This window comes from Rhodococcus sp. OS5 (assembly GCF_056837585.1).
In genome coordinates, this window is record NZ_CM166368.1 from 6257508 (window position 1) to 6276997 (window position 19490).

At 61.3% G+C, this 19490-nt stretch carries 12 protein-coding genes; 6 read left to right on the top strand and 6 right to left on the bottom strand.

Annotated features, from left to right (window positions below):
- Nucleotides 1–84: 84 nt before the first annotated feature.
- The 4 genes from ACVZUB_RS29330 to ACVZUB_RS29345 form a co-directional block, all read right to left on the bottom strand.
- A complete protein-coding gene (locus tag ACVZUB_RS29330; RefSeq protein ID WP_113682847.1) occupies nt 85–939 on the bottom strand; it encodes an ATP-binding cassette domain-containing protein in 855 nt (284 codons plus the stop codon).
- Nucleotides 936–2747, bottom strand: coding sequence for a dipeptide/oligopeptide/nickel ABC transporter permease/ATP-binding protein (locus ACVZUB_RS29335; protein WP_482628028.1), 1812 nt, complete (start codon nt 2745–2747; stop codon nt 936–938). Before ACVZUB_RS29335 ends, ACVZUB_RS29330 begins: the two co-directional genes overlap by 4 nt.
- Nucleotides 2744–3685, bottom strand: a complete 942-nt coding sequence (locus tag ACVZUB_RS29340) for an ABC transporter permease (protein ID WP_133729502.1) — start codon at nt 3683–3685, stop codon at nt 2744–2746. Before ACVZUB_RS29340 ends, ACVZUB_RS29335 begins: the two co-directional genes overlap by 4 nt.
- A 109-nt stretch (nt 3686–3794) precedes the next feature.
- Nucleotides 3795–5276: an ABC transporter substrate-binding protein gene (locus ACVZUB_RS29345; RefSeq protein WP_312638170.1), complete on the bottom strand. Its 1482-nt coding sequence runs from the start codon at nt 5274–5276 to the stop codon at nt 3795–3797.
- Between the two features lie 483 nt (nt 5277–5759).
- Here ACVZUB_RS29345 and ACVZUB_RS29350 point away from each other — a divergent pair, with 483 nt between their 5' ends.
- Entirely contained in the window at nt 5760–8084 is a 2325-nt protein-coding gene (locus tag ACVZUB_RS29350) for an alpha-L-rhamnosidase-related protein (protein WP_162793414.1), read from the top strand.
- Nucleotides 8085–8151: 67 nt separating this feature from the next.
- Here the strand turns inward: ACVZUB_RS29350 and ACVZUB_RS29355 are convergent, their stop codons facing one another.
- A complete protein-coding gene (locus tag ACVZUB_RS29355) occupies nt 8152–9624 on the bottom strand; it encodes an AMP-binding protein (protein ID WP_151531569.1) in 1473 nt (490 codons plus the stop codon).
- Nucleotides 9625–10031: 407 nt separating this feature from the next.
- On the opposite strand from ACVZUB_RS29355, the gene ACVZUB_RS29360 reads away from it, so the two are divergent.
- The 5 genes from ACVZUB_RS29360 to ACVZUB_RS29380 all read left to right on the top strand — a co-directional run bounded on the left by ACVZUB_RS29360 (nt 10032) and on the right by ACVZUB_RS29380 (nt 17254).
- A complete protein-coding gene (locus tag ACVZUB_RS29360) occupies nt 10032–11033 on the top strand; it encodes a LacI family DNA-binding transcriptional regulator (RefSeq protein WP_151531571.1) in 1002 nt (333 codons plus the stop codon).
- A 123-nt stretch (nt 11034–11156) separates the two neighbouring features.
- Nucleotides 11157–12323, top strand: coding sequence for an L-rhamnose isomerase (rhaI, locus tag ACVZUB_RS29365; RefSeq protein ID WP_312638169.1), 1167 nt, complete (start codon nt 11157–11159; stop codon nt 12321–12323).
- 8 nt (nt 12324–12331) lie between these two features.
- Nucleotides 12332–14377 carry a bifunctional aldolase/short-chain dehydrogenase gene (locus tag ACVZUB_RS29370; protein ID WP_341513893.1) on the top strand — a complete coding sequence of 682 codons (2046 nt, stop codon included), beginning with the start codon at nt 12332–12334 and terminating at the stop codon, nt 14375–14377.
- A gap of 4 nt (nt 14378–14381) precedes the next feature.
- Nucleotides 14382–15794 carry a rhamnulokinase gene (locus tag ACVZUB_RS29375; protein ID WP_312638167.1) on the top strand — a complete coding sequence of 471 codons (1413 nt, stop codon included), beginning with the start codon at nt 14382–14384 and terminating at the stop codon, nt 15792–15794.
- A 161-nt stretch (nt 15795–15955) separates the two neighbouring features.
- The gene (locus ACVZUB_RS29380) at nt 15956–17254 is read left to right on the top strand and encodes a T3SS (YopN, CesT) and YbjN peptide-binding chaperone 1 (RefSeq protein ID WP_003946055.1); all 1299 of its coding nucleotides are present in this window, start codon (nt 15956–15958) and stop codon (nt 17252–17254) included.
- Nucleotides 17255–17278: 24 nt separating this feature from the next.
- Here ACVZUB_RS29380 and ACVZUB_RS29385 read toward each other — a convergent pair whose 3' ends face one another.
- Nucleotides 17279–19468, bottom strand: coding sequence for a transglycosylase domain-containing protein (locus ACVZUB_RS29385; protein ID WP_158171299.1), 2190 nt, complete (start codon nt 19466–19468; stop codon nt 17279–17281).
- Nucleotides 19469–19490 lie beyond the last annotated feature (22 nt).

A 19490-nucleotide genomic window follows, 5' to 3' on the forward strand; every position in this document is an offset into this window, starting at 1 on the left:
ATGGAGGTTCCTTCCGTCTCTGGCGCCGAAAAGATTTCGAACCAATCGTTTCGGGCGCCGGCTATTGCATTCGACAACGCATTCTCAGAGGCTCGTTGCCCGCTCACTGCGGGCGAACTCACGGCGACGCTCGCGTCGGGCCTTCTGCTCGACGGGATCTGCCACCGGTGCTGACATCTGCAGCTTCTGCGTGTACGGGTGCGCCGGCCGGTCTGAGACCTGCTCCGCGTCACCTACTTCGACTATCTCACCGTTGAGCATCACCGCGATTCGGTGACTGACTGCGCGAACGACAGCGAGATCGTGAGTGATGAACAGGTAGGCAATCCCCTTTTCTTCCTGAATCTCGACGAGCAAATCCAAGACCTTTGCCTGGGTCGACAAGTCCAGCGCACTGGTGGGTTCGTCGCAGATCAGCACGCTCGGAGACAGGGCGAGTGCACGTGCGATCGCGATTCGCTGCCGCTGTCCACCGGAGAACTCGCGGGCGGTACGGGCGCCCGCGTCTGCCGGAAGATGCACCTGGTCCAGCAACGACCGCACCATTTCCCGGCCTGCCTTCTGCCCGCTCGCAAGCAAAGGTTCAGCGAGGATGTCCTCGATTGTCATCGACGGGTTGAGCGACGAATAGGGGTTCTGGAACACCACCTGGATGGAATTGGCGATGGAGCGTCGTTCCTTGCGGCCCAAACGGCTGATGTCTCGGCTGCCCATGTGGATGGTCCCACCACTGACCGGAGCCAGTCCCAGGATCGCGCGGCCCAGAGTTGTCTTCCCTGAACCGGATTCACCGACCAATCCGACCGTCTCGCCCGCATGTAGGTCGAGCGAGACGTTCTTGATCACGTGAGCTTCCGGCGATCGGAAAGTTCGACCCGGGTAGCGGACATCGAGATCCCTGATCGACAACAACGGGGTAGATACGGTCGAGTCGCTCACGGCGCCACCTCGACTGACGTGGCCTCGAACGGGATCCGACTGGCGAACGGGTCAGGCATGGAGTCCAACAGCATTCGGGTGTATTCGTGCTCCGGTTCAGCGAACAATGTACGTACGTCACTGCTTTCCACTATGCGACCCTCCTTCATCACGCTCACACGATCACAAATATCTGCCACGACCCCGAAATTGTGCGTCACCAGAAGAACTCCGAAATCGCGCTCGTTCTGCAGATCACGAAGAAGGTCGAGGACGTCGGCTTGAACGGTGACATCCAGTGCCGTTGTCGGCTCGTCCGCCACGATGAGCTCAGGTTCACCGGCGAGGGCGCCGGCGATCAGCACACGTTGAGCCATACCACCGGAGATCTGGTGCGGATACAGATCGAACATCCGACGTGGATCGTTGATTCCCACGCGTGCAAGGAGATCGAGCAACCGTGCGTGCGCATCGTGTTTGCTGATGTCGGCGACAGCACGCAGGCCGTAGGTGAGTTGTTGCCCAACCGTGAAGGTGGGGTCCAGGTTGGTCATGGGCTCTTGCGGGATGTACGCGATACGCCGGCCACGCGCCTTCTTCATCGCATTCGAATCATTGAGAATGTCCTGCCCACGGAAGAACACGGATCCACCGACCACTGCGGCTTCCGGAGGAAGGATACCCAGAATCGAGTAGGCGATCTGAGACTTACCCGAGCCCGATTCACCGACCAGACCGTGTATTTCGCCGCTCCTCACCTCGAGATCGACTCCGTGAACCACAACACCGACCGTCTCACTCGACGAGGGGTACCCCAGTTCGAGTCCCTGGATCCGCAGCAGGACGTCGGACTTCGGCTTCGTGTCGGTAGGGAGCGCGGTTGACCGCTCACGGGTGCCCTCGCGCTCGGCCCGGATCTCTTTCACCTTCGACGCCGACAGAGCTGGATGGCGGGTGCCCGACGTTTCGAGTGTGTCGCGCAGTGTATTTCCGAGGATCACCAACGAGAGTGTGGTTGCACCGATGAGCAGGGCCGGCCAGACGACGGCGGTGCCGTTGTTGTAGATGTTCGCGAACGCTTCGTTGAGCATTCCACCCCAAGACGGTGTGTTGCTGTCTCCCAATCCGAGAAACTCCAGCCCCGCCTGAACCGAGATACCTGTCGCCAGAACGAATGAGCTCTGCACGATCAGTGGCCCACGGATCGAACGCAGGACATGCCGCGAAATTATCCTCCCGTCGGACAAGCCCGCGACTCTGGCGGCGTCGACGTACAACTCACTTCGGATACTCAGGACAAGGGAGCGGACCAGTCGGAAGAAATTGGGGGCAATGAGCACGCCCAGAATCGCCATGGAGACAGTGATGTTCGGCCCCACGACGGTGTAGAGCGAGATGAGAAGAATGAGTCCCGGAAATGCCAGCACGATGTTCGAAACCCAGTCGAGAACATCGTCGATCCGACCACCCCAGTAGCCTGCCACCAGGCCCGTCACGATGCCGATGCCAGCCGAGACGGCGAGAACCACGAGGCATGCCATCAAAGTGCCGGTCGTTGCGTACATCAAGCGGGAGAGAATGTCTCGACCCGAGCGGTCACCACCGAGCAGGAATTCCGTGTCGAACGGTGCCGCATTCGTCAGTTCGAGTTTGGCGAGATTGGGGTCGAACGGGGCAAGCAAGGGTGCGGCAACCCCGAAGATCACGATGGCGATGAAGACAACAAGCGAGCCCGCCGCCATCGGGTTCTTCAGAAGCCGTCGCCAAACCGACTTGTTTGTCGGCGCCGTCGATGCCGGACCGGCCGACATGATCGAGTCAGTGCTCACGAAATCCTCACCTTCGGGTTGATCCAGCCGTTGAGCAGATCGGCGCAGACATTGACGACGATGACCACCAGCACGCTGAAAACGACACAACCCATGACGGCAGGAAGATCGCCGGTGATCGCCGCAGTCTGCGTCAACTGCCCCACGCCGGGCAAAACAAAGATTCTTTCGATCAGGACCGCTCCACCAACAAGTCCGATGGTCTGGAGAGAGAGAACTGTCAGTCCCGGACTGGCAGCATTTCGCAGTGCATGGCGAAGAACGATCGCCCGCTCGGATACGCCGCGCGAGCGAAGCGTGCGGATGTAGTCCTGCGAGAGAGTGTCGATGAGGGCGCCGCGAAACTGTTGCGCCGAACCTGCCACCAGGCCGACGAGTATCGCGGTCACGGGGAGCACCAGTGATGCAGCCCATTCGCCTGCATTCTCCTCGATCGGCACGTAACCGGTCGCGGGGAAGAGCGGGATCGCAATGGCGAAAGCAAAGACAAGAGCGATCGCAACGAGGAAGTTCGGGAGCGCGAGACCGCCGATCGAAAGGAACTGCAGGCCTTTGTCGACCCACCCGCCGAACACCGCCGCACAAACGCCGACGACAACGCTCAGGACCGCAGTCAGCAAGATAGCGAGCACGACCAGCGAGATCGTCACCGGTATACGCGTCGTCAACATGCTACTGACGCTCTCGCCGGTGGCGAAGCTGGCACCGAGGTCCCCGGACAGCAAACCTTTGAGCCATTCCAGATATTGAAGTACCACCGAACGATCGAGACCGAGTTGAGCCACGCGTGCGGCAACTTGTTCATCGGTTGCGGTCTCGCCCAGAGACTGACGCACACTGGCAGCTCCGTTGGAGAACACCATCATGAAGGTCAAAGCTGTTACTGCCAAGAAGAGTACGAGAGCGAAAAACAGTTTCCGCCCAAGGAAGTTCAACATATGGTGCCTCGGAATTCGTGATTTCGGAGTGCGGTCTGCCCAGCGTGATGCTTGTACGGGTGTATCCCGTGCGTGGCCGCCACTCTGCGGCGACCACGCACGGGCCGACTCACTTGAAGGTGTACAGATAGGGTGCGGAGTTTCCGGTCATCTTCTCTGCGGAGACGCCACCCTTGAACGCCCAGAAGCTTTCCGGGAAGGCCAGGACGCTGAACCAGGCCTGATCCGTTACGAACTCGTTGATCGACTGCACGATCTCTTTCTGCTTGTCCTCGGGGGCAACCTGCAGGTCGGCGATGAGTTGCGTGAGCTTCGGATCCTGAGTCTTGAAGACGTTCCAGATCGCGTTCGGAGCCAGTGAAGCATCAACGTCGGCTACTGGAGTGCCCGAGGGCAGTCCGAAGGGGATCACCGGGTAAATCCCCTTGAGGAACTTGTCGAGATACTGTGTCGCCGAGACGCTTTCGATATTCACATCGATACCGATCAGACCCAGCTGCTGCTTGATGATCGGGGAGAGCATGTCGGTACGTCCGGGGATCTCCGGGATCGTCAGATCGAAGCCGCCTGAGTATCCCGCCTCGTTCATGAGCTTCTTGGCGGCCTCAACGTCATAGGCCGATGCTGCAAGCAGGTCCGCTTTGTACGCGTCGCTGTTCGTGTTGAAGATCTGGTTGTTGACGACGCCGTGTCCTTGGTAGATAGCCTTGACGATCGCGTCACGGTCGAAGACCTTGTTCATGGCCTGGCGCACCCGGACATCCCCGAGCGCCGGAACTTGCTTGCCGTCGCGGTCCATGATGAACATGCCGTTCCAGTTGACGGCATTTCCCAGCAGCGTCAACCCTGCCGATTCAGCTTGGTCGGCATTCGCCGCCGAAACCGGGCCGGCATCGATCTGCCCGGATCGCAGAGCATTGAGACGCGCGGTCTCGTCTTCCATCACGCGGATGACGACGCGGTCGTACGGGTAAGCATCTGCATTCCAATAGTTCGGGTTGCGTTGGTAGACAAGCGAGGTTCCGCTGGTGCTCTCCTGGCTCACGAACGTGTACGGGCCACTTCCGACGGGATTGGTGGCGAGATCAGGCGATGCCAGTGACGCCGGGCTCGCCAGGATGCCGGGCGCCCACGTCAGGAACTGTGCAAGCAACGCGTTAGGGCGTTCTGTCGACAGTTCGACAGTTCGATCGTCGAGGGCTACCACCTGGACCCCGGCCAGGCGTACCGAGTCCGGTCCAGCGCTGTCCCGCATGTGTTCGAGTGAAGCCTTGGCAGCTGCGGCATCGACTGCAGCGCCGTCGGTGAACGTCATCCCGTCCCGCAACTTCAGGGTGAGAGCGGTGCGATCCTCGTTGTATGAGAACGATTCAGCGGCGTTCGGCTCGATAGAGCCGTCGGGTGCGTATTTGAGGAGAGTGTCGTAAACCGGCTGCCACAGGACCACGCCCGTTCCGGCGCTGACTTGCTGTGCCGGATCCCAGGATCGAGGTGCCACATCCACACCCAGTGTCAGTGTTCCTCCAGTCGAGTCCTTTTCGCTGCTTCCACCACCGCAGGCTGCGACCAACATCGACGTTGCGGCAAGCACCGCAACCCCTTGAACGAGCCGCTTCAGCCTGCGCCTCGGCGCAGGCCGCCGTGGTCCGGAATCATCCGCACGGGTTCTCGACAACAATGTCCACCTCCGATTGCCCGGCGCGAACCGGAACTTTTGAAACGATCAATGTTGCCGAACAATACGTGTTCTGAGACACATTTGGCAAGATCTTGAACGAAATTCCATATCCGCCGTTCAAGCTGCATATATGGACTCCAAAAGGGCGGAAATTTCTTGACAGAAGGCACTATGGAGCGTTTCAATTATCCGGAAAAGTCACTCGCTCACACATCTCTTCGGCACGATCTGCCGCCGGCACTGCGCAGGACAGGACTTCCGTTGAACCCCATAACCGTTCCACCACGCTTTCCACTGCAGTGGCGTGGCCACTGGATCTCGCACCCGAACGGCGCACAGACAGACATCGTCGTCGGTCCAATCCAGCCGCCACTACCACCGCATCCGTTTCATCGCGTGGAATTCGCCACCACAGTCGAACTGCCGACTCCAGTCACCCATGCCCCGTGCCGGGTCAGTGCAGATTCACGATACGTACTGACAGTGGGCGGTGCAGTCGTCGGACGTGGCCCTGTCAGATCACAGGCAGACCGCCTGCACTACGACGAATACGACCTCGCTGAATTCCTGGTGCCCGGACCGAACCGCATCGAACTCCTGGTCACTTACTACGGACAGCCCAATCCCTTCTGGGCACCCGCGCGTAGCGGGGCCGGCTTCGGCAATCAAGCAGTAGCGGTCTTCGAAGCCCGGATCGGTGACTTTTGGCTGGCGACCGACGAGTCCTGGACGGCACGCGAACTCGGCGAATGGAGTGCGCCGACCGATCTCGGCGCAGACGCACGACTGCCCCTAGAAGCATTCGACGCCACCGCGCCGCCACGTGAGGCCGTACCCGCACTCGTTCAGACGGTCAAGCACATGGGCGGGCTCGCCCGCTCGCAGCCACCGACGATGCCGTACGGACGCATGCTCCCCAGACCGATCGGCGCCCTCAGCGAGAAGAACGTCCACGCGAAGTCCATGTCGTCGGTCGATCAGCTCGAAACCGACGTGCTGACGGCCGGGGCCCCGATTCGGCGGATCGGTGAGATATTCGAGCGCCACCAGCAATACCGAACACAGAACTACACCCCTCGCGATGTACTGACAGTGAAACCGCACAGTCCGGTGATCATCGAAGTCGACATGGGCGAAATAGTCGCCGGTCGGGTCAACTACCTGGTCGACTCGGAACACTCGGTGACCGTGCGGGTAGCACTTCTCGAGAAGGCATTCGGCTACGAAAGCGACTCGGGCGAAGCACACGTGGCCGGCAGTATGATGCGGTCCGAACCGGGCAAATCGAAGTTCGAGGCGATCGAGGTGAACGGATTTCGATACGCGCTACTGCTCGTGGAATCGACAGAGCCGACACGATTCTCACTCGAGCAGTTCGACGTCGACGAATTTCTGTACGCACTCGCCGGTGACCACTTCTTCACCAGCGCGGACGCACAGATCAACGAGTTGTATCGGGCCGGACGTCGCACCGTCGAGTTGAACTCTCATGACGCCTTCATCGACTGTCCGACGCGCGAGCAGCGGGCATGGGCGGGCGACGCATACGTACATGCGATCACGCATTTGACGTGTTCGGACGACTGGCGGCTGGTACGGCGAAGCCTCGAACTCGGCGACTCACCCCGATCCGACGGTCTACTACCGATGGCCGCATCCGGCGATGTCGAATTCATCGACAACATCACGATTCCGGACTGGTCGCTCTATTGGATCCACGGCTTGTCCCTGTACTACCGCTACTCCGGCGACACCGCCTTCGTTCATGCTCGAATACCGAGCGTTCAACGCATTCTTCGCTGGTTCCTCGCCTACAAGATCGAGGACCGAAACCTGATCGGTCACCTGCCCGAGTGGGTACTCACCGACTGGTCGGCAGTGTTCCTCGACGGATGCAGTTCCATCGTGAACGGCTTACTCGGCCGCGCGCTGCTCGAGTTCGCCGAATTGAGCGAGGCAATCGGCAACAACGGCGATGCACGATGGGCCCGCGACGAATACGACTCGCTGTGTATCGGTTTCGAAACGTTCTGGGATGAGGAGCGCGGCGTCTACATCGACCATGTCGACGGAAAGAACGCACCGGATGCGTGTTCACAAATGGGTCAGGCTGCCGCTGTCGTCTCGGGATTTGCGCCGGCCGAACGCTATTCCGCACTGACGAAAGCACTTTCAGACGAGGATGCGACGGTATACCGCAACTGGATCGGTGGGGCCAGCGGTTACTCCAAGGAGCGACGTCTCATGCATCTGCAGGGCAGGCAGGAAATCGACTGGGACACAAGGACACAAATCACGCGAGCAGAACCGTTCGGCCAGGCGATGGTGCACGAGGCGTTAGGAAGGATGAACGCCATGGAGCCGCTTCTCACAAGCGTGCGCCATTGGAGTGAATTGCTGTGGGAGGGAAATTCGACCTTCGCAGAGTGCTGGGGATTCGGAACACCCTGCCACGGTTGGAGTTCCTCGCCGACTTCTGCGCTGATAACCAATATCCTGGGGATTCGCCCAGCCGAACCCGGATACCGATCGGCAGTCGTCGCCCCTCGCTACGATCTACTGCCCGCGCTCTCGGGAAGCTGCCCCACCCCGTTCGGTGCAATCCGTTTGAAGTGCACCGAGTCGACGATTACCGTGCACAGCCCGGTCCCCGTCTCCTTCCGACGGCCTGGCGGTGACGTCGAAAGACTCGCGGCCGGATCCCACGAGCTGGCGCCGTAGGTTCGGCAACTACTGCGGGGTGCTGCTGGCCGATGAGGGCAAGCAGCACCCCGCTTCTTTCGGCCGACTATCCGTCGAGCGAATTCCTTTTCTGCACACGAGCATCGCGTAGAGCGCCCCGTCGCACCTTGCCTGCGTCGTCTCGCAACGGAGTCTCACTGAACTCCACCGAGCGAGGCAACTTGTAAGGCGCCAGGCGGTCTTTCAGATGTGCGAGAAGGTCGTCCGCGCCAGTTTCGTCTGCAACCTGAACGATCGCGTGGACGACGTTGCCGAGGTCCTCGTCGGGCAGTCCGATCGCAGCGCACGTCAGCACCGCCGGGTGTTCGGCGAGCGCAGCTTCGATCTCGGCCGGGTAGACGTTGGCTCCACCCACCAAGATCATGTCGCTCGTGCGATCGGTGAGATAGAGGAACTTGTCATCGTCGAAATATCCCAGGTCGCCCAGGGATTCCCAATCGCCGTGAGTACGAGATTTCGCACCTACGTATCGATAGGTTTCAGGCGTGCCGGGCGCCCGACGCATCCACACCTCGCCGACCGTTCCACTCGGCAACTCGCGAAACTCTTCGTCCCGAATGGTCATTTCGCCAGACAGTACCGGCCCGACCGAACCCGGGTGAGTCAACCAGTTGACGCCGTCGATCATGCAGTTCGCCTGGGCTTCTGTGCCCGAATACAACTCGACGACCTTCTCCGGGCCTATCCAGTCGAGCCACCCACGTTTGACCACAGGCGGACAGGGTGCCCCGACATGCAACACGGTTTCGAGCGTCGAAACATCGGCCGCGCTGCGGATCTCGTCGGGAAGCCGCAGCATACGGCCCATCATCGTCGGGACGACGTAGAGCCAGGTGACGCCGAATCGGTCGATCGCGTGAAGGGTACGTTCAGCGTCGAATCGATCCATCAGCACCACGTGCTGCCCTTGCAACAAAGCCATCAGCGAGAACATGTTGGGCGCATTGTGGAACATCGGCGCCGTGTTGAGCATGACCCCGCCTACCCTGAGTCGCAGAGCATCGGCACGACCGAGCACCGCTTCAGCGCTCGCTTCCTGCCCCGACACGATCAATTTCGGGCTTCCCGTACTTCCGCCTGAGGTCGGAGCTTTCCACGCCGGGGAGATCATGTCCGGCAACGGCTCAGCTGATTCGCCCGACACGTCTGCGCTTGCGCTCATCCAAGCCCGTCCATCACCTGGCTCGAGCCCTACCACCAGCGACGGATTCGCGACTTCCAGTAGCCGGCTCAGCTCGTCGGCCGGCAGCCGGGCCGAGAGTGGTTGCGGAACAGCTCCGAGTTTCCATGCTGCGATGGATGATTCGATGTGACGCACACCGTTGGGCAGCGCAATGGATACCATCGAACCGGCAGTGACCCCCAGCGCTGCGAAGCGGCGTGCCAATTGATTCGTGCGGCGCTCCAGTTCACTGCGAGTGACGCTCTCGTGATCATCCGTCACAGCCAGTCGGTCCGGTGCCTCGAGTGCCAATGTCTGCAGTCGAGCAGGAAGTGATGTCGGTTCGTCGGTGCTCATGCCTCGCGCTTTCGAAGGTTGCATTATTTCGCAAGTGTGGTCAGTTCCGAGCTAGGTGAATCGCGATGTTTAATCGTTTCATTCGTTTCTTCGTGACAGTAGGCAGCGGCACCGGTCGAAGTCAAGGTTTGGCAGCCCCGATCGCCGGCGAGTCCTGACTCGCGCGAACGTGCGCAGGCCGTGTCGCAGAGTCGAAGCAGGTCCCAGCCCCACAATTACTTCCGATGCGCAGCAGGTGCACGTAGGATTTCCCGATACACGACCACACAGCGGTTCGGCGTTGCTGAATCATGCAGCCGCAAGGGCCTTGTAGGCTGGCTCAGTCCAGCGGACTGAACGCAATCGTTTCAATAGGAGTCTTGGTGACAGTGCACGACGGTCGGTCGTCTTCGAACCAGGTCATCGGCATGCGCGATGTCGCTGCGGCGGCAGGCGTCTCCATGGGCACGGTCTCCAATGTCCTCAACCGTCCGGAAATGGTCAGCGCCAAAACTAGGTCCCGGGTGCAGGCAGCCATGTCCGAGCTCGGCTTCGTCCGTAACGAATCTGCACGTCAGCTACGCGCGGGACACAGCAATACGCTTGCGTACGTCATGCTCGACGGCGCCAACCCCTTCTTCACCGACGTCGCCAAAGGCATCGAGGAAGCTGCCGAGGCCCATGACTTGTCGGTATTCCTCTGCAACAGCAACAACCGAGCCGAACGAGAACTGACTTACCTGAACAGGTTGGAACAACAACGAGTTCAAGGGGTACTCATCACGCCGATGGACCCGGAGGCCGCGATTCTCGACGAGTTACCCAAGCGCGGAACGCGTGTTGTCATCGTCGATCGACGTCGGGCGCGCCCGACTCACTGCTCGGTGACGGTCGACGACGTCGAGGGCGGCGGCCTGGCCGTCGAGCATTTGCTCGAAATGGGCCATACCAGCATCGCATTCGTCGGCGGACCGCCTTCGATCGGACAGATCCGCGATCGGCGGGAGGGCGCACTCAATGCCGTTGCGGAAGCCGGGCTCTCACCCGATCACCTGATCGAAATCGACACCGCCGGGCTGACAGTCTCAGAGGGAATCGGGGCAGGCGAGCGCATTCTCGGCCTCAGCGCGAAGAACCGCCCGACTGCGGTGTTCTGCGCCAACGACCTGTTGGCGCTCGGATTGCTTCAGCAATGTGTCGCCCTCGGAGTTCGAGTGCCGGACGATCTGGCCATCGTCGGCTACGACGACATCGAGTTCGCGGCAGCCGCAGCGGTGCCACTCACCTCGGTACGCCAGCCACGCAAACTCTTGGGCGAGACCGCGGCCAATCTCCTCTTTCGTGAGGTCGAGGACCCCGAACATACCCATGAGCAGGTACTTTTCTCTCCCGAACTAGTCGTCCGTCGCTCGTCACGATCCACGAACTGACACGGGCTTACTACAGCGCACTTTTGAGCGACTACTCCCTACTCAGACGCACCGGGGTTGACAGTTGTGGAGCCCATCACATAATTTGAATCGATTCAAACATTCTCGATTCAGTGGAGCGGCATGCCTACATTCAGTGAAATCTCGGAAGCGCTCGCGGACCAGTCCATCGAATTGCCTTCGTGGGCGTTCGGTAACTCCGGAACTCGATTCAAAGTGTTCGGTTCCACCGGCGCGCCTCGGGATCCCTACGAAAAACTCGCCGACGCGGCCAAGGTTCACGAACTGACCGGACTGGCACCGTCGGTCGCTCTGCACATTCCGTGGGATCTCGTCGACGACTTCGACAAGTTGGGTACCCACGCTGCCAACCTCGGAGTGCGACTGGGAACCGTCAATACCAACACATTTCAGGATGACGACTACAAGTTCGGCAGCCTCACACATGTCGACGAACGAGTACGTGCGAAGGCAATCGCACACATGCATCAGTGCATCGACATCATGGATGTCATCGGCAGTCGCGACCTGAAGATCTGGCTACCGGACGGCACCAACTATCCCGGCCAAGGCGACCTGCGTGATCGACAGGACCGACTTGCCGATTCGCTACGCCAGGTCTACGACCGTTTGTCCGAGCATCAGCGACTTGTGCTCGAATACAAGTTCTTCGAACCCGCCTTCTACGCCACCGACGTCCCGGACTGGGGCACCTCGTACGCTCACAGCGTCGCCCTCGGCGAGCGCGCTTTCGTCTGCCTCGACACCGGACACCATGCACCTGGTACCAACATCGAATTCATCGTTGCTCAGTTACTGCGCCTCGGCCGTCTCGGCTCCTTCGATTTCAATTCGCGGTTCTATGCGGACGACGACCTGATCGTCGGCGCTGCAGATCCATTTCAGTTGTTCCGCATCATGTTCGAGGTCATTCGTGGTGGTGGATACGGGCCCGACAGCGAAGTCGCATTCATGCTCGATCAGTGCCACAACGTCGAGGAAAAGATCCCCGGACAGATACGCTCGGTCCTCAACGTCCAGGAGATGACCACCCGGGCCTTACTCGTCGACCGTGCCGCCCTCACCGAGACGGAGAAACTCGGTGACGTGCTCGGCGCACACGAGATCTTCATGGATGCCTTCTACACCGACGTCCGTTCGGACCTGGCAGATTGGCGCGTATCTCGCGGTCTTCCCGCCGAACCCATGGAGGCATACCGCGAAAGCGGATATGCAGACCACATCAACTCCACCCGGACGGGTGGAATCCAAGCCGGTTGGGGAGCCTGAATCTCGCTATGACTGAATCGACGAACACCACTGTCGCGCAACTGCTTGCCCGTTCGAACAGGCTCGGATCGGATCCGAGGAACACGAACTACGCAGGTGGAAACACCTCGGCCAAGGGCCACGTCACGGATCCCGTCACCGGCGATACTGTCGAACTCCTGTGGGTGAAAGGGTCCGGTGGAGATCTCGGTACACTGACCGAAAACGGTTTGGCAACACTCCGGTTGGACCGGATGCGGTCTCTTGTCGACGTCTATCGCGGCGTCGACCACGAAGACGAGATGGTCGCCGCCTTCGACTACTGCTTGCACGGGAAGGGCGGCGCCGCTCCGTCGATCGACACCGCGATGCACGGTCTCGTCGGTGCCGCCCACGTCGATCATCTACATCCGGATTCCGGAATCGCCATTGCCACCGCCGCCGACGGGGAACAACTGACCAAGAACGTCTTCGGAGAGAAAGTCGTGTGGATTCCGTGGCGCCGACCGGGCTTTCAATTGGGCCTCGACATCGCCGAGGTTCACAAGACGCATCCTGAGGCGGTAGGCACCATCCTCGGCGGTCACGGAATCACCGCGTGGGGTGCATCCAGCGATGAAGCCGAAGCCAATTCTCGGTGGATCATCGAGACCGCTCAGCGGTATCTGGACGAGAACGGATCAGCCACACCGTTCGGCGAAACGGTCGACGGTTTCGCACCGCTGCCCGTCGACGAAAGGCGCGCGCGGGCCGCAGCGCTCGCCCCGCATCTGAGAAGGATCGCATCCCGCGACCGGCCCATGGTCGGGCACTTCAGCGATGCCGACGTCGTACTCGAATTCCTTGCCTCCGAAAAGCTTGCACCACTTGCAGAATTGGGAACCTCATGCCCTGATCACTTCCTGCGGACCAAGGTCAAGCCGCTCGTTCTCGAGCTCCCGACTTCGGCGACGATCGACCAGTACATCGCCCGTCTGACCGAGCTCCACGAGGCATATCGCAAGGATTATCTGGCCTACTACAACCGCCATGCGACCGCGGATACTCCTCCCGTCCGCGGAGCCGACCCGGCGATCATTCTCGTTCCCGGCGTCGGAATGTTCTCCTACGGCAAGGACAAACAAACTGCACGCGTCGCCGGTGAGTTCTACACCAACGCCGTCAACGTCATGCGGGGTGCCGAGTCCGTGTCCACCTACGCGCCTATCGACGAGAGCGAGAAGTTCCGGATCGAGTACTGGGCGTTGGAAGAGGCGAAGCTTCAACGGATGCCGGCACAACATTCGCATGCCTCCCGCATCGCGTTGGTGACAGGTGCTGCGAGTGGAATCGGACGAGCGATTGCGACTCGTCTGGCAGCCCAGGGCGCATGCGTGGTGATCGCCGATCTCGACGGCGAGAAGGCCAGAGCTGCTGCGGAGGCTATCGGCAACACGGACGTCGCGATCGGCGTGCAGGCCGACGTCACCGACAGCGCCCAAGTCCACGCTGCCGTGGACGCTGCACTCCTGGCCTTCGGTGGCCTGGATCTACTGGTGAACAATGCCGGACTGTCGATTTCGAAACCACTTCTCGACACCACCGAGCAGGATTGGGATCTGCAGCACGACGTGATGGCCAAAGGCAGCTTCCTCGTGGCGCAGGCCGGGGCGAAGGCGATGATCGATCAGGGCCTCGGCGGCGACATCGTCTATATCTCGTCGAAGAACTCGGTGTTCGCCGGGCCGAACAACATCGCATACAGCGCGGTCAAAGCCGATCAGGCCCACCAGGTTCGCTTGCTCGCTGCCGAACTCGGCGAGCACGGCATCAAAGTCAACGGCATCAATCCCGACGGAGTTGTGCGTGGATCCGGAATATTCGCCGGCGGCTGGGGCGCCAAGCGAGCTGCTGTCTACGGAGTCGACGAGGAGAAGCTGGGTGAGTTCTACGCGCAGCGAACCCTTCTCAAGCGTGAAGTCCTTCCGGAACACGTCGCCAACGCCGCCGCGATGATCACATCAGACGAGTTCAGTCACACCACCGGATTGCACATCCCGGTCGATGCCGGCGTCGCTGCCGCGTTTCTCCGGTAGACCGGTGCCGGCCAGAATCTTCGCAGCGATCGACATAGGGGCTTCGAGTGGTCGAGTGATCGCCGGCGTGATCGACGCAGGCACTACTACACTGCACGTCGTTCATCGTTTCGCCAACGGCGCGAGCGCGGTCGACGGGCACCTACGCTGGAGCCTCACTGATCTCTACGGTGAGGTGCTCGCCGGTCTGCGCGCTCTCGCTGCATCCTTTCCGAGTGTCGAGTCGATCGGAATCGACACCTGGGCCGTCGACTACGGCCTACTCGACGCGAACGGAAACTTGCTGTCCGAACCGATTTCTTACCGCGACAACCGAACTGACGCCGTGATCGATGAGGTGCACGCACGCGTCGATCCGCAGGCGATGTACACCGTCAACGGGTTGCAGTTCCTACCGTTCAACACCGTCTACCAACTTGCCGCCGAACAGCGATCGCCCGACTGGGGGCGAACAGCACACATCGTGCTCATACCCGACTTGTTGGCGTACTGGCTCACCGGACAACTTCGTACCGAATCGACGAACGCATCGACAACCGGTTTACTCGACGTGCACACCGGCCGGTGGGCAACGGAGTTGTTCGAGAATCTCGGTATTTCAGAGACGCTTTTCCCGACACTCGACCAACCAGGTTCGCAACGAGGCACGATTCGGCCCGAAGTTGTTCGGTTCACCGGACTTTCACCGTCCACTGTCGTGACGACCGTCGGCTCGCACGACACTGCATCCGCAGTGGTCGCGGTTCCCGCCTCCGGCACGCGATTCGCGTACATTTCGAGCGGCACCTGGTCGTTGGCTGGTCTCGAACTCGCACGCCCGGTTGTCACCGAAGACGCACGCCGCGCTAATTTCACGAACGAACGAGGCGTGGACGGGCGAACGCGATTCCTACGCAACGTCGGCGGGCTGTGGCTGCTTCAGGAGTCCCTACGATCGTGGGCTCGAGAGGGTAGGCAGTTGGAGCTGCACCAACTGCTCGAGGAAGCGAGAGGAGTGGGTCCGTCAACGAAACGAATCGACGTCGACGACGTGAAGTTCATCGCGCCGGGCGACATGCCTGTACGGATCAGCGACGCCGCGGGGCTGTCGACGTCGGCAACGCCGGCCGAGGTGACCCGCTGCATTCTCGACTCATTAGCAAGCGCGTACCGACACACTGTGCACACAGCCGGAGAACTCGCCGGAGCGAAAGTCGAGACGATTGCAATCGTCGGCGGGGGCTCGCAGAATTCGCTGCTCTGCCAGCTCACCGCCGACGAATCAGGTCTCCCTGTCACTGCTGGGCCCGTCGAGGCAACGGCGCTGGGAAACATCTTGGTCCAAGCTCGTTCTCGCGGAGCAGCACCGTCGTCGCTGGAGGAGATTCGTCAGACGATCGCATACACCCACCGAATCCGACACTACGCGCCGCAATAGGTGATATCGCTGCACTGCCAGGGATATCGCGATCCTCCTTCTTCTTCGTCCAATGGTCACTGTCGGACCCCGGGACTAACGTCGTAGGCGGGGTTTGAAAAGCAGGGGTTTCGGCGAGTCGTCGGTAGGGCCCCATGCGCCCCCGGACCAGAGGAGCGACGATGTCGGACAATACTTTCGATCTGGAAATCCTGAGTGCCTGGACTACTTTCGAGACTCATCTCGCTCGCTACATCTCCGTGATGGAGGACGACGACACCCTCGTGGTGGAGTCGCATTACGACAGCATGGACGAACTGGCCGACGCGCCCGCGTGCATCCAGTTCTTCGCATGGAACCAGACCTCCGTGCGCTGTGAAGTTCCTTCCAACAGGTTTCTGCATCCACTGCGGATGCTCGAACCGGAAGACCATTCAGCGCTGCTCGACATGGGGTTCAACGCTCCCGATCTGTGCGAGCACGAACCCGAGGGCAATGGGTCCATGTCCTTCTACATCGACGTCGACCGCGCTCGTCCCGAGGAGCTGGTGACAAAGGTGTTGCGCGTCTTCCGTGAAATGTGGAGCATTGCGCACCCGTCGTTCCTGCGTGCCAGCACCAGTGGGCGCGAGTCGACGCCGGCGTTCGCCACGACGCCGTCTCACGCTCCCTCGGGTTCGGGCGACATGCTGCGGATCCTGGTCGACGGGGCCGTCGAGCGCCTTCTCGGTCATCCGCCCAAGCGTGACGACGACGGCGACATCCCGCTGGTCCGCGGTGAGCAGGTCACCTATGTTCGTGTCCTCGAGGACGACGAGTACGTAGAGGTGTTCTCGCGGGTCGTGCATTCGGTGGAGAACCTCGAGAACGCTGCTGTAATTCTTGCTCAGCTCAATCGGCAATGGCCGACCATCAAGCTCATTCTCGTCGAGCAGAGTGTGCTGGGCGTGGTCCGCGTGGACGGCGCACCCTTCGTCGCCGAGCACCTGCTGCGGGCTCTGCGCTCGTTCGCCGAACTGGCCGAAGCATCCGACGAACTCGCCGAAGAACTGGGCGGGCAACCCATCCGCGCAACCGGAGACACCGCCTTCAACGACGGCATGGCCTCCGAGCACGAAGATCCCGGTGCCGAATACGAGTCACACGAGTGCCACGAATTTCCGCCGGCTCTCATGGCGCTCCTCGAACTCGACGCAGACGGAACGGGCGAGCTCAGCGCCGAAGAGGTTGCCGTGATCTGTGAACACGACCGCGACACCATTCTCGACTACCTGCGGATCAGCCAGGAGCAGGAGACTGCCTGGCACGAGGCGTTGACCGAGTCCATCCGCCGCAAGGACGACGACACCGACCTGTGTGCGGGCGAGAAGCGCGCGTGGACGCACGCGATCCGCAACCTCAGGCGCGGACTGCGCGTCGTCGTACTGCCCGCCAAGGATGCAGCGCCCACCCAACTCGGTCTCTTCGACGATCAGGCCTGAGAACCGGAAATCGGGCGCTGCTTGTCAGCCCGGTAGTGGGATGACGATGCCCGGCAGGATCTCGATCTGACGCGGCAACTGGGGGAGCGGCGGCACTTCGATCGGCGGTAGGCCGGGCACCTCGATGGGCGCCGGGGGAGCGACCGCGCCCGTCGTGGGCGTGCCCGTCCCGTCCCCCGAGGTCACGCCGGAGTTCGCGGGAACGCCGGCCTGCCCGCCGATGGGGTCCGGCCACGGGAAGCTCTCCCAGTCGGATCCCTTCAGCGCGCCGTCCATCGTGCTCTTCCAGATGTCCGCAGGCACTCCGGAGCCGTAGATCAAACCACCGTAGGAGTTGGTGATGGCCTGAGCGTCGGAAGTTCCGATCCACACCGCGGTGGACAGCGACGGCGTGTAACCGACCATCCACGCATCCTTGTTCTGGCCCGTGTCACCCAACTGCGCGGTACCGGTCTTGGCTGCAGACGGGCGTCCACCGGCAAGCGCGTGACCGTTCGAGTACGACGCGATCGGGAGCATTGCCTGCGTGACGTTGTCGGCAACGGCAGCATCGAGACGACGCTCACCGGGAGAGACCGGGCGATCGAGCAGGACTTCACCTTCGGCCGTCACGACCTTCTGGATGAAGTGCGGCTGCTGGTACACACCGGAATTGGCGAGCGTCGCGTAAGCGGACGCCATGTCGATAACGCGAGACTGATACTGGCCGAGCACGATTCCGTTCTCCGGCGGACCACCCTCCTGTGTGAGCGTCGGGTAGTCGAGTCCGGGAATGTGCTCGGGGATGCCGGCCAGGTGGGCGGCGTCGGCGATCTTCTGGGGACCGTTCTCCATCGAGAGCATCAACCGGTAGAAGCTGGTGTTCAGCGAACGCTTGAGTGCCTCGGCGATGGTGCATCGACCACAGGATTCGCCGCCGACGTTTCCGATGGTCACGCCGTTGATCGTGAGCGGTGAACTGTCGAACCGTGCGGACAGCGGAATGTCTTCCATCAATGCTGCGACCAGACCGAAGACCTTGAACGCGGAACCGGTCTGCAGCGGCGCCTGGGCGTAGTCGAAGCCGGCTCCGTCGTCGCCGCCGTAATAGGCGTCGACGCCACCGGTCTTGGGGTCGATGGACACTACTGCGGTCCGCAGGTCTTCCGGCTCGCCCTCGAGATTCCGCCTGACGGCGTTCAGCGCAGCTTCCTGCGCAACCGGGTCGATGGTCGTCGTGATCTGCAGACCAGCGGTGTTCAGCGTCTGATCGCTGATACCGGCCTCGGCCAGTTCCTTGAGTACCTGGGTCTTGATGTGGCCTTCGGGTCCTGGCGCCTGGTTCAGATCGGTCGGCCGATTGGCGGGGGCGACGACCGGGAACTGCATCGCGTCGCGATCCGTCTTGGTCAGGCTGCCCAGTTCCACCATGCCGTTGAGAACGTAGTCCCAGCGCGCTTGCAGCGCGGACAGATTGGTCTCGGGGTCCAGGAACGACGGGCTCTGGATGACGGACGCGAGAACTGCGCCTTCCTCGACACTCAGCTCACTGACCGGCTTGTCGAAGTACGCGTTCGACGCGGCGGCGATGCCGTACGCACCGCGACCGAAGTAGATGGTGTTGAGATACGCGGCAAGAATGTCGTCCTTGGACCATTCGCGCGCCATCTTGGCGGAGATGACGAGCTCACGCAGCTTCCTGTCGATACTGCGCTTGTCACCGACCAAGACGTTCTTCACGTATTGCTGAGTGATCGTCGAACCACCGCCGGCGCTTTCCTTGCCCATCACGTTGTCGCGGGCAGCGCGAGCAAATCCGGAGATCGAGAATCCGGGGTTGGTGTAGAAGTTACGATCCTCCGCCGAGAGCACCGAATCGCGGACGTGAATCGGGATGGCCGACAACGCGACCTCGGTGCGGTTTCCCTCCGCCGGCACTACCTTGCCGAGCACGGTCGTGCCGTCGGCCATGTAGATGGTGGACACCTGATTGGTCTGCATGTCAGAGGGGCGCGGGACGTCGGTCCGGCTGTACGCGACAGCAAAAACCGACGCGGGCACGATGACCATCAGGAGCACGAGCACGTAGATGGTCCGCCGGACGAACCGCCACTTCGAGCGCTGCTTTTTCGCGGGCTTGGCCGACTTGTTCGACCGGGGCGAATTAGCCGACTTGCCCGATCGAGCCGACGACTGATCGCCACCCGTCGCACTCGATCTGTTCGATGGACTCACTCAACACTCCCGGTCGTGGATC

What these genes read in the sequence shown, in the direction of transcription:
- ACVZUB_RS29340 (WP_133729502.1), bottom strand. Translation starts at nt 3,685, where the DNA reads ATGTTGAACTTCCTTGGGCGGAAACTGTTTTTCGCTCTCGTACTCTTC.
- ACVZUB_RS29355 (WP_151531569.1), bottom strand. Translation starts at nt 9,624, where the DNA reads ATGAGCACCGACGAACCGACATCACTTCCTGCTCGACTGCAGACATTG.
- ACVZUB_RS29360 (WP_151531571.1), top strand. Translation starts at nt 10,032, where the DNA reads ATGCGCGATGTCGCTGCGGCGGCAGGCGTCTCCATGGGCACGGTCTCC.
- rhaI (WP_312638169.1), top strand. Translation starts at nt 11,157, where the DNA reads ATGCCTACATTCAGTGAAATCTCGGAAGCGCTCGCGGACCAGTCCATC.
- ACVZUB_RS29370 (WP_341513893.1), top strand. Translation starts at nt 12,332, where the DNA reads ATGACTGAATCGACGAACACCACTGTCGCGCAACTGCTTGCCCGTTCG.
- ACVZUB_RS29380 (WP_003946055.1), top strand. Translation starts at nt 15,956, where the DNA reads ATGTCGGACAATACTTTCGATCTGGAAATCCTGAGTGCCTGGACTACT.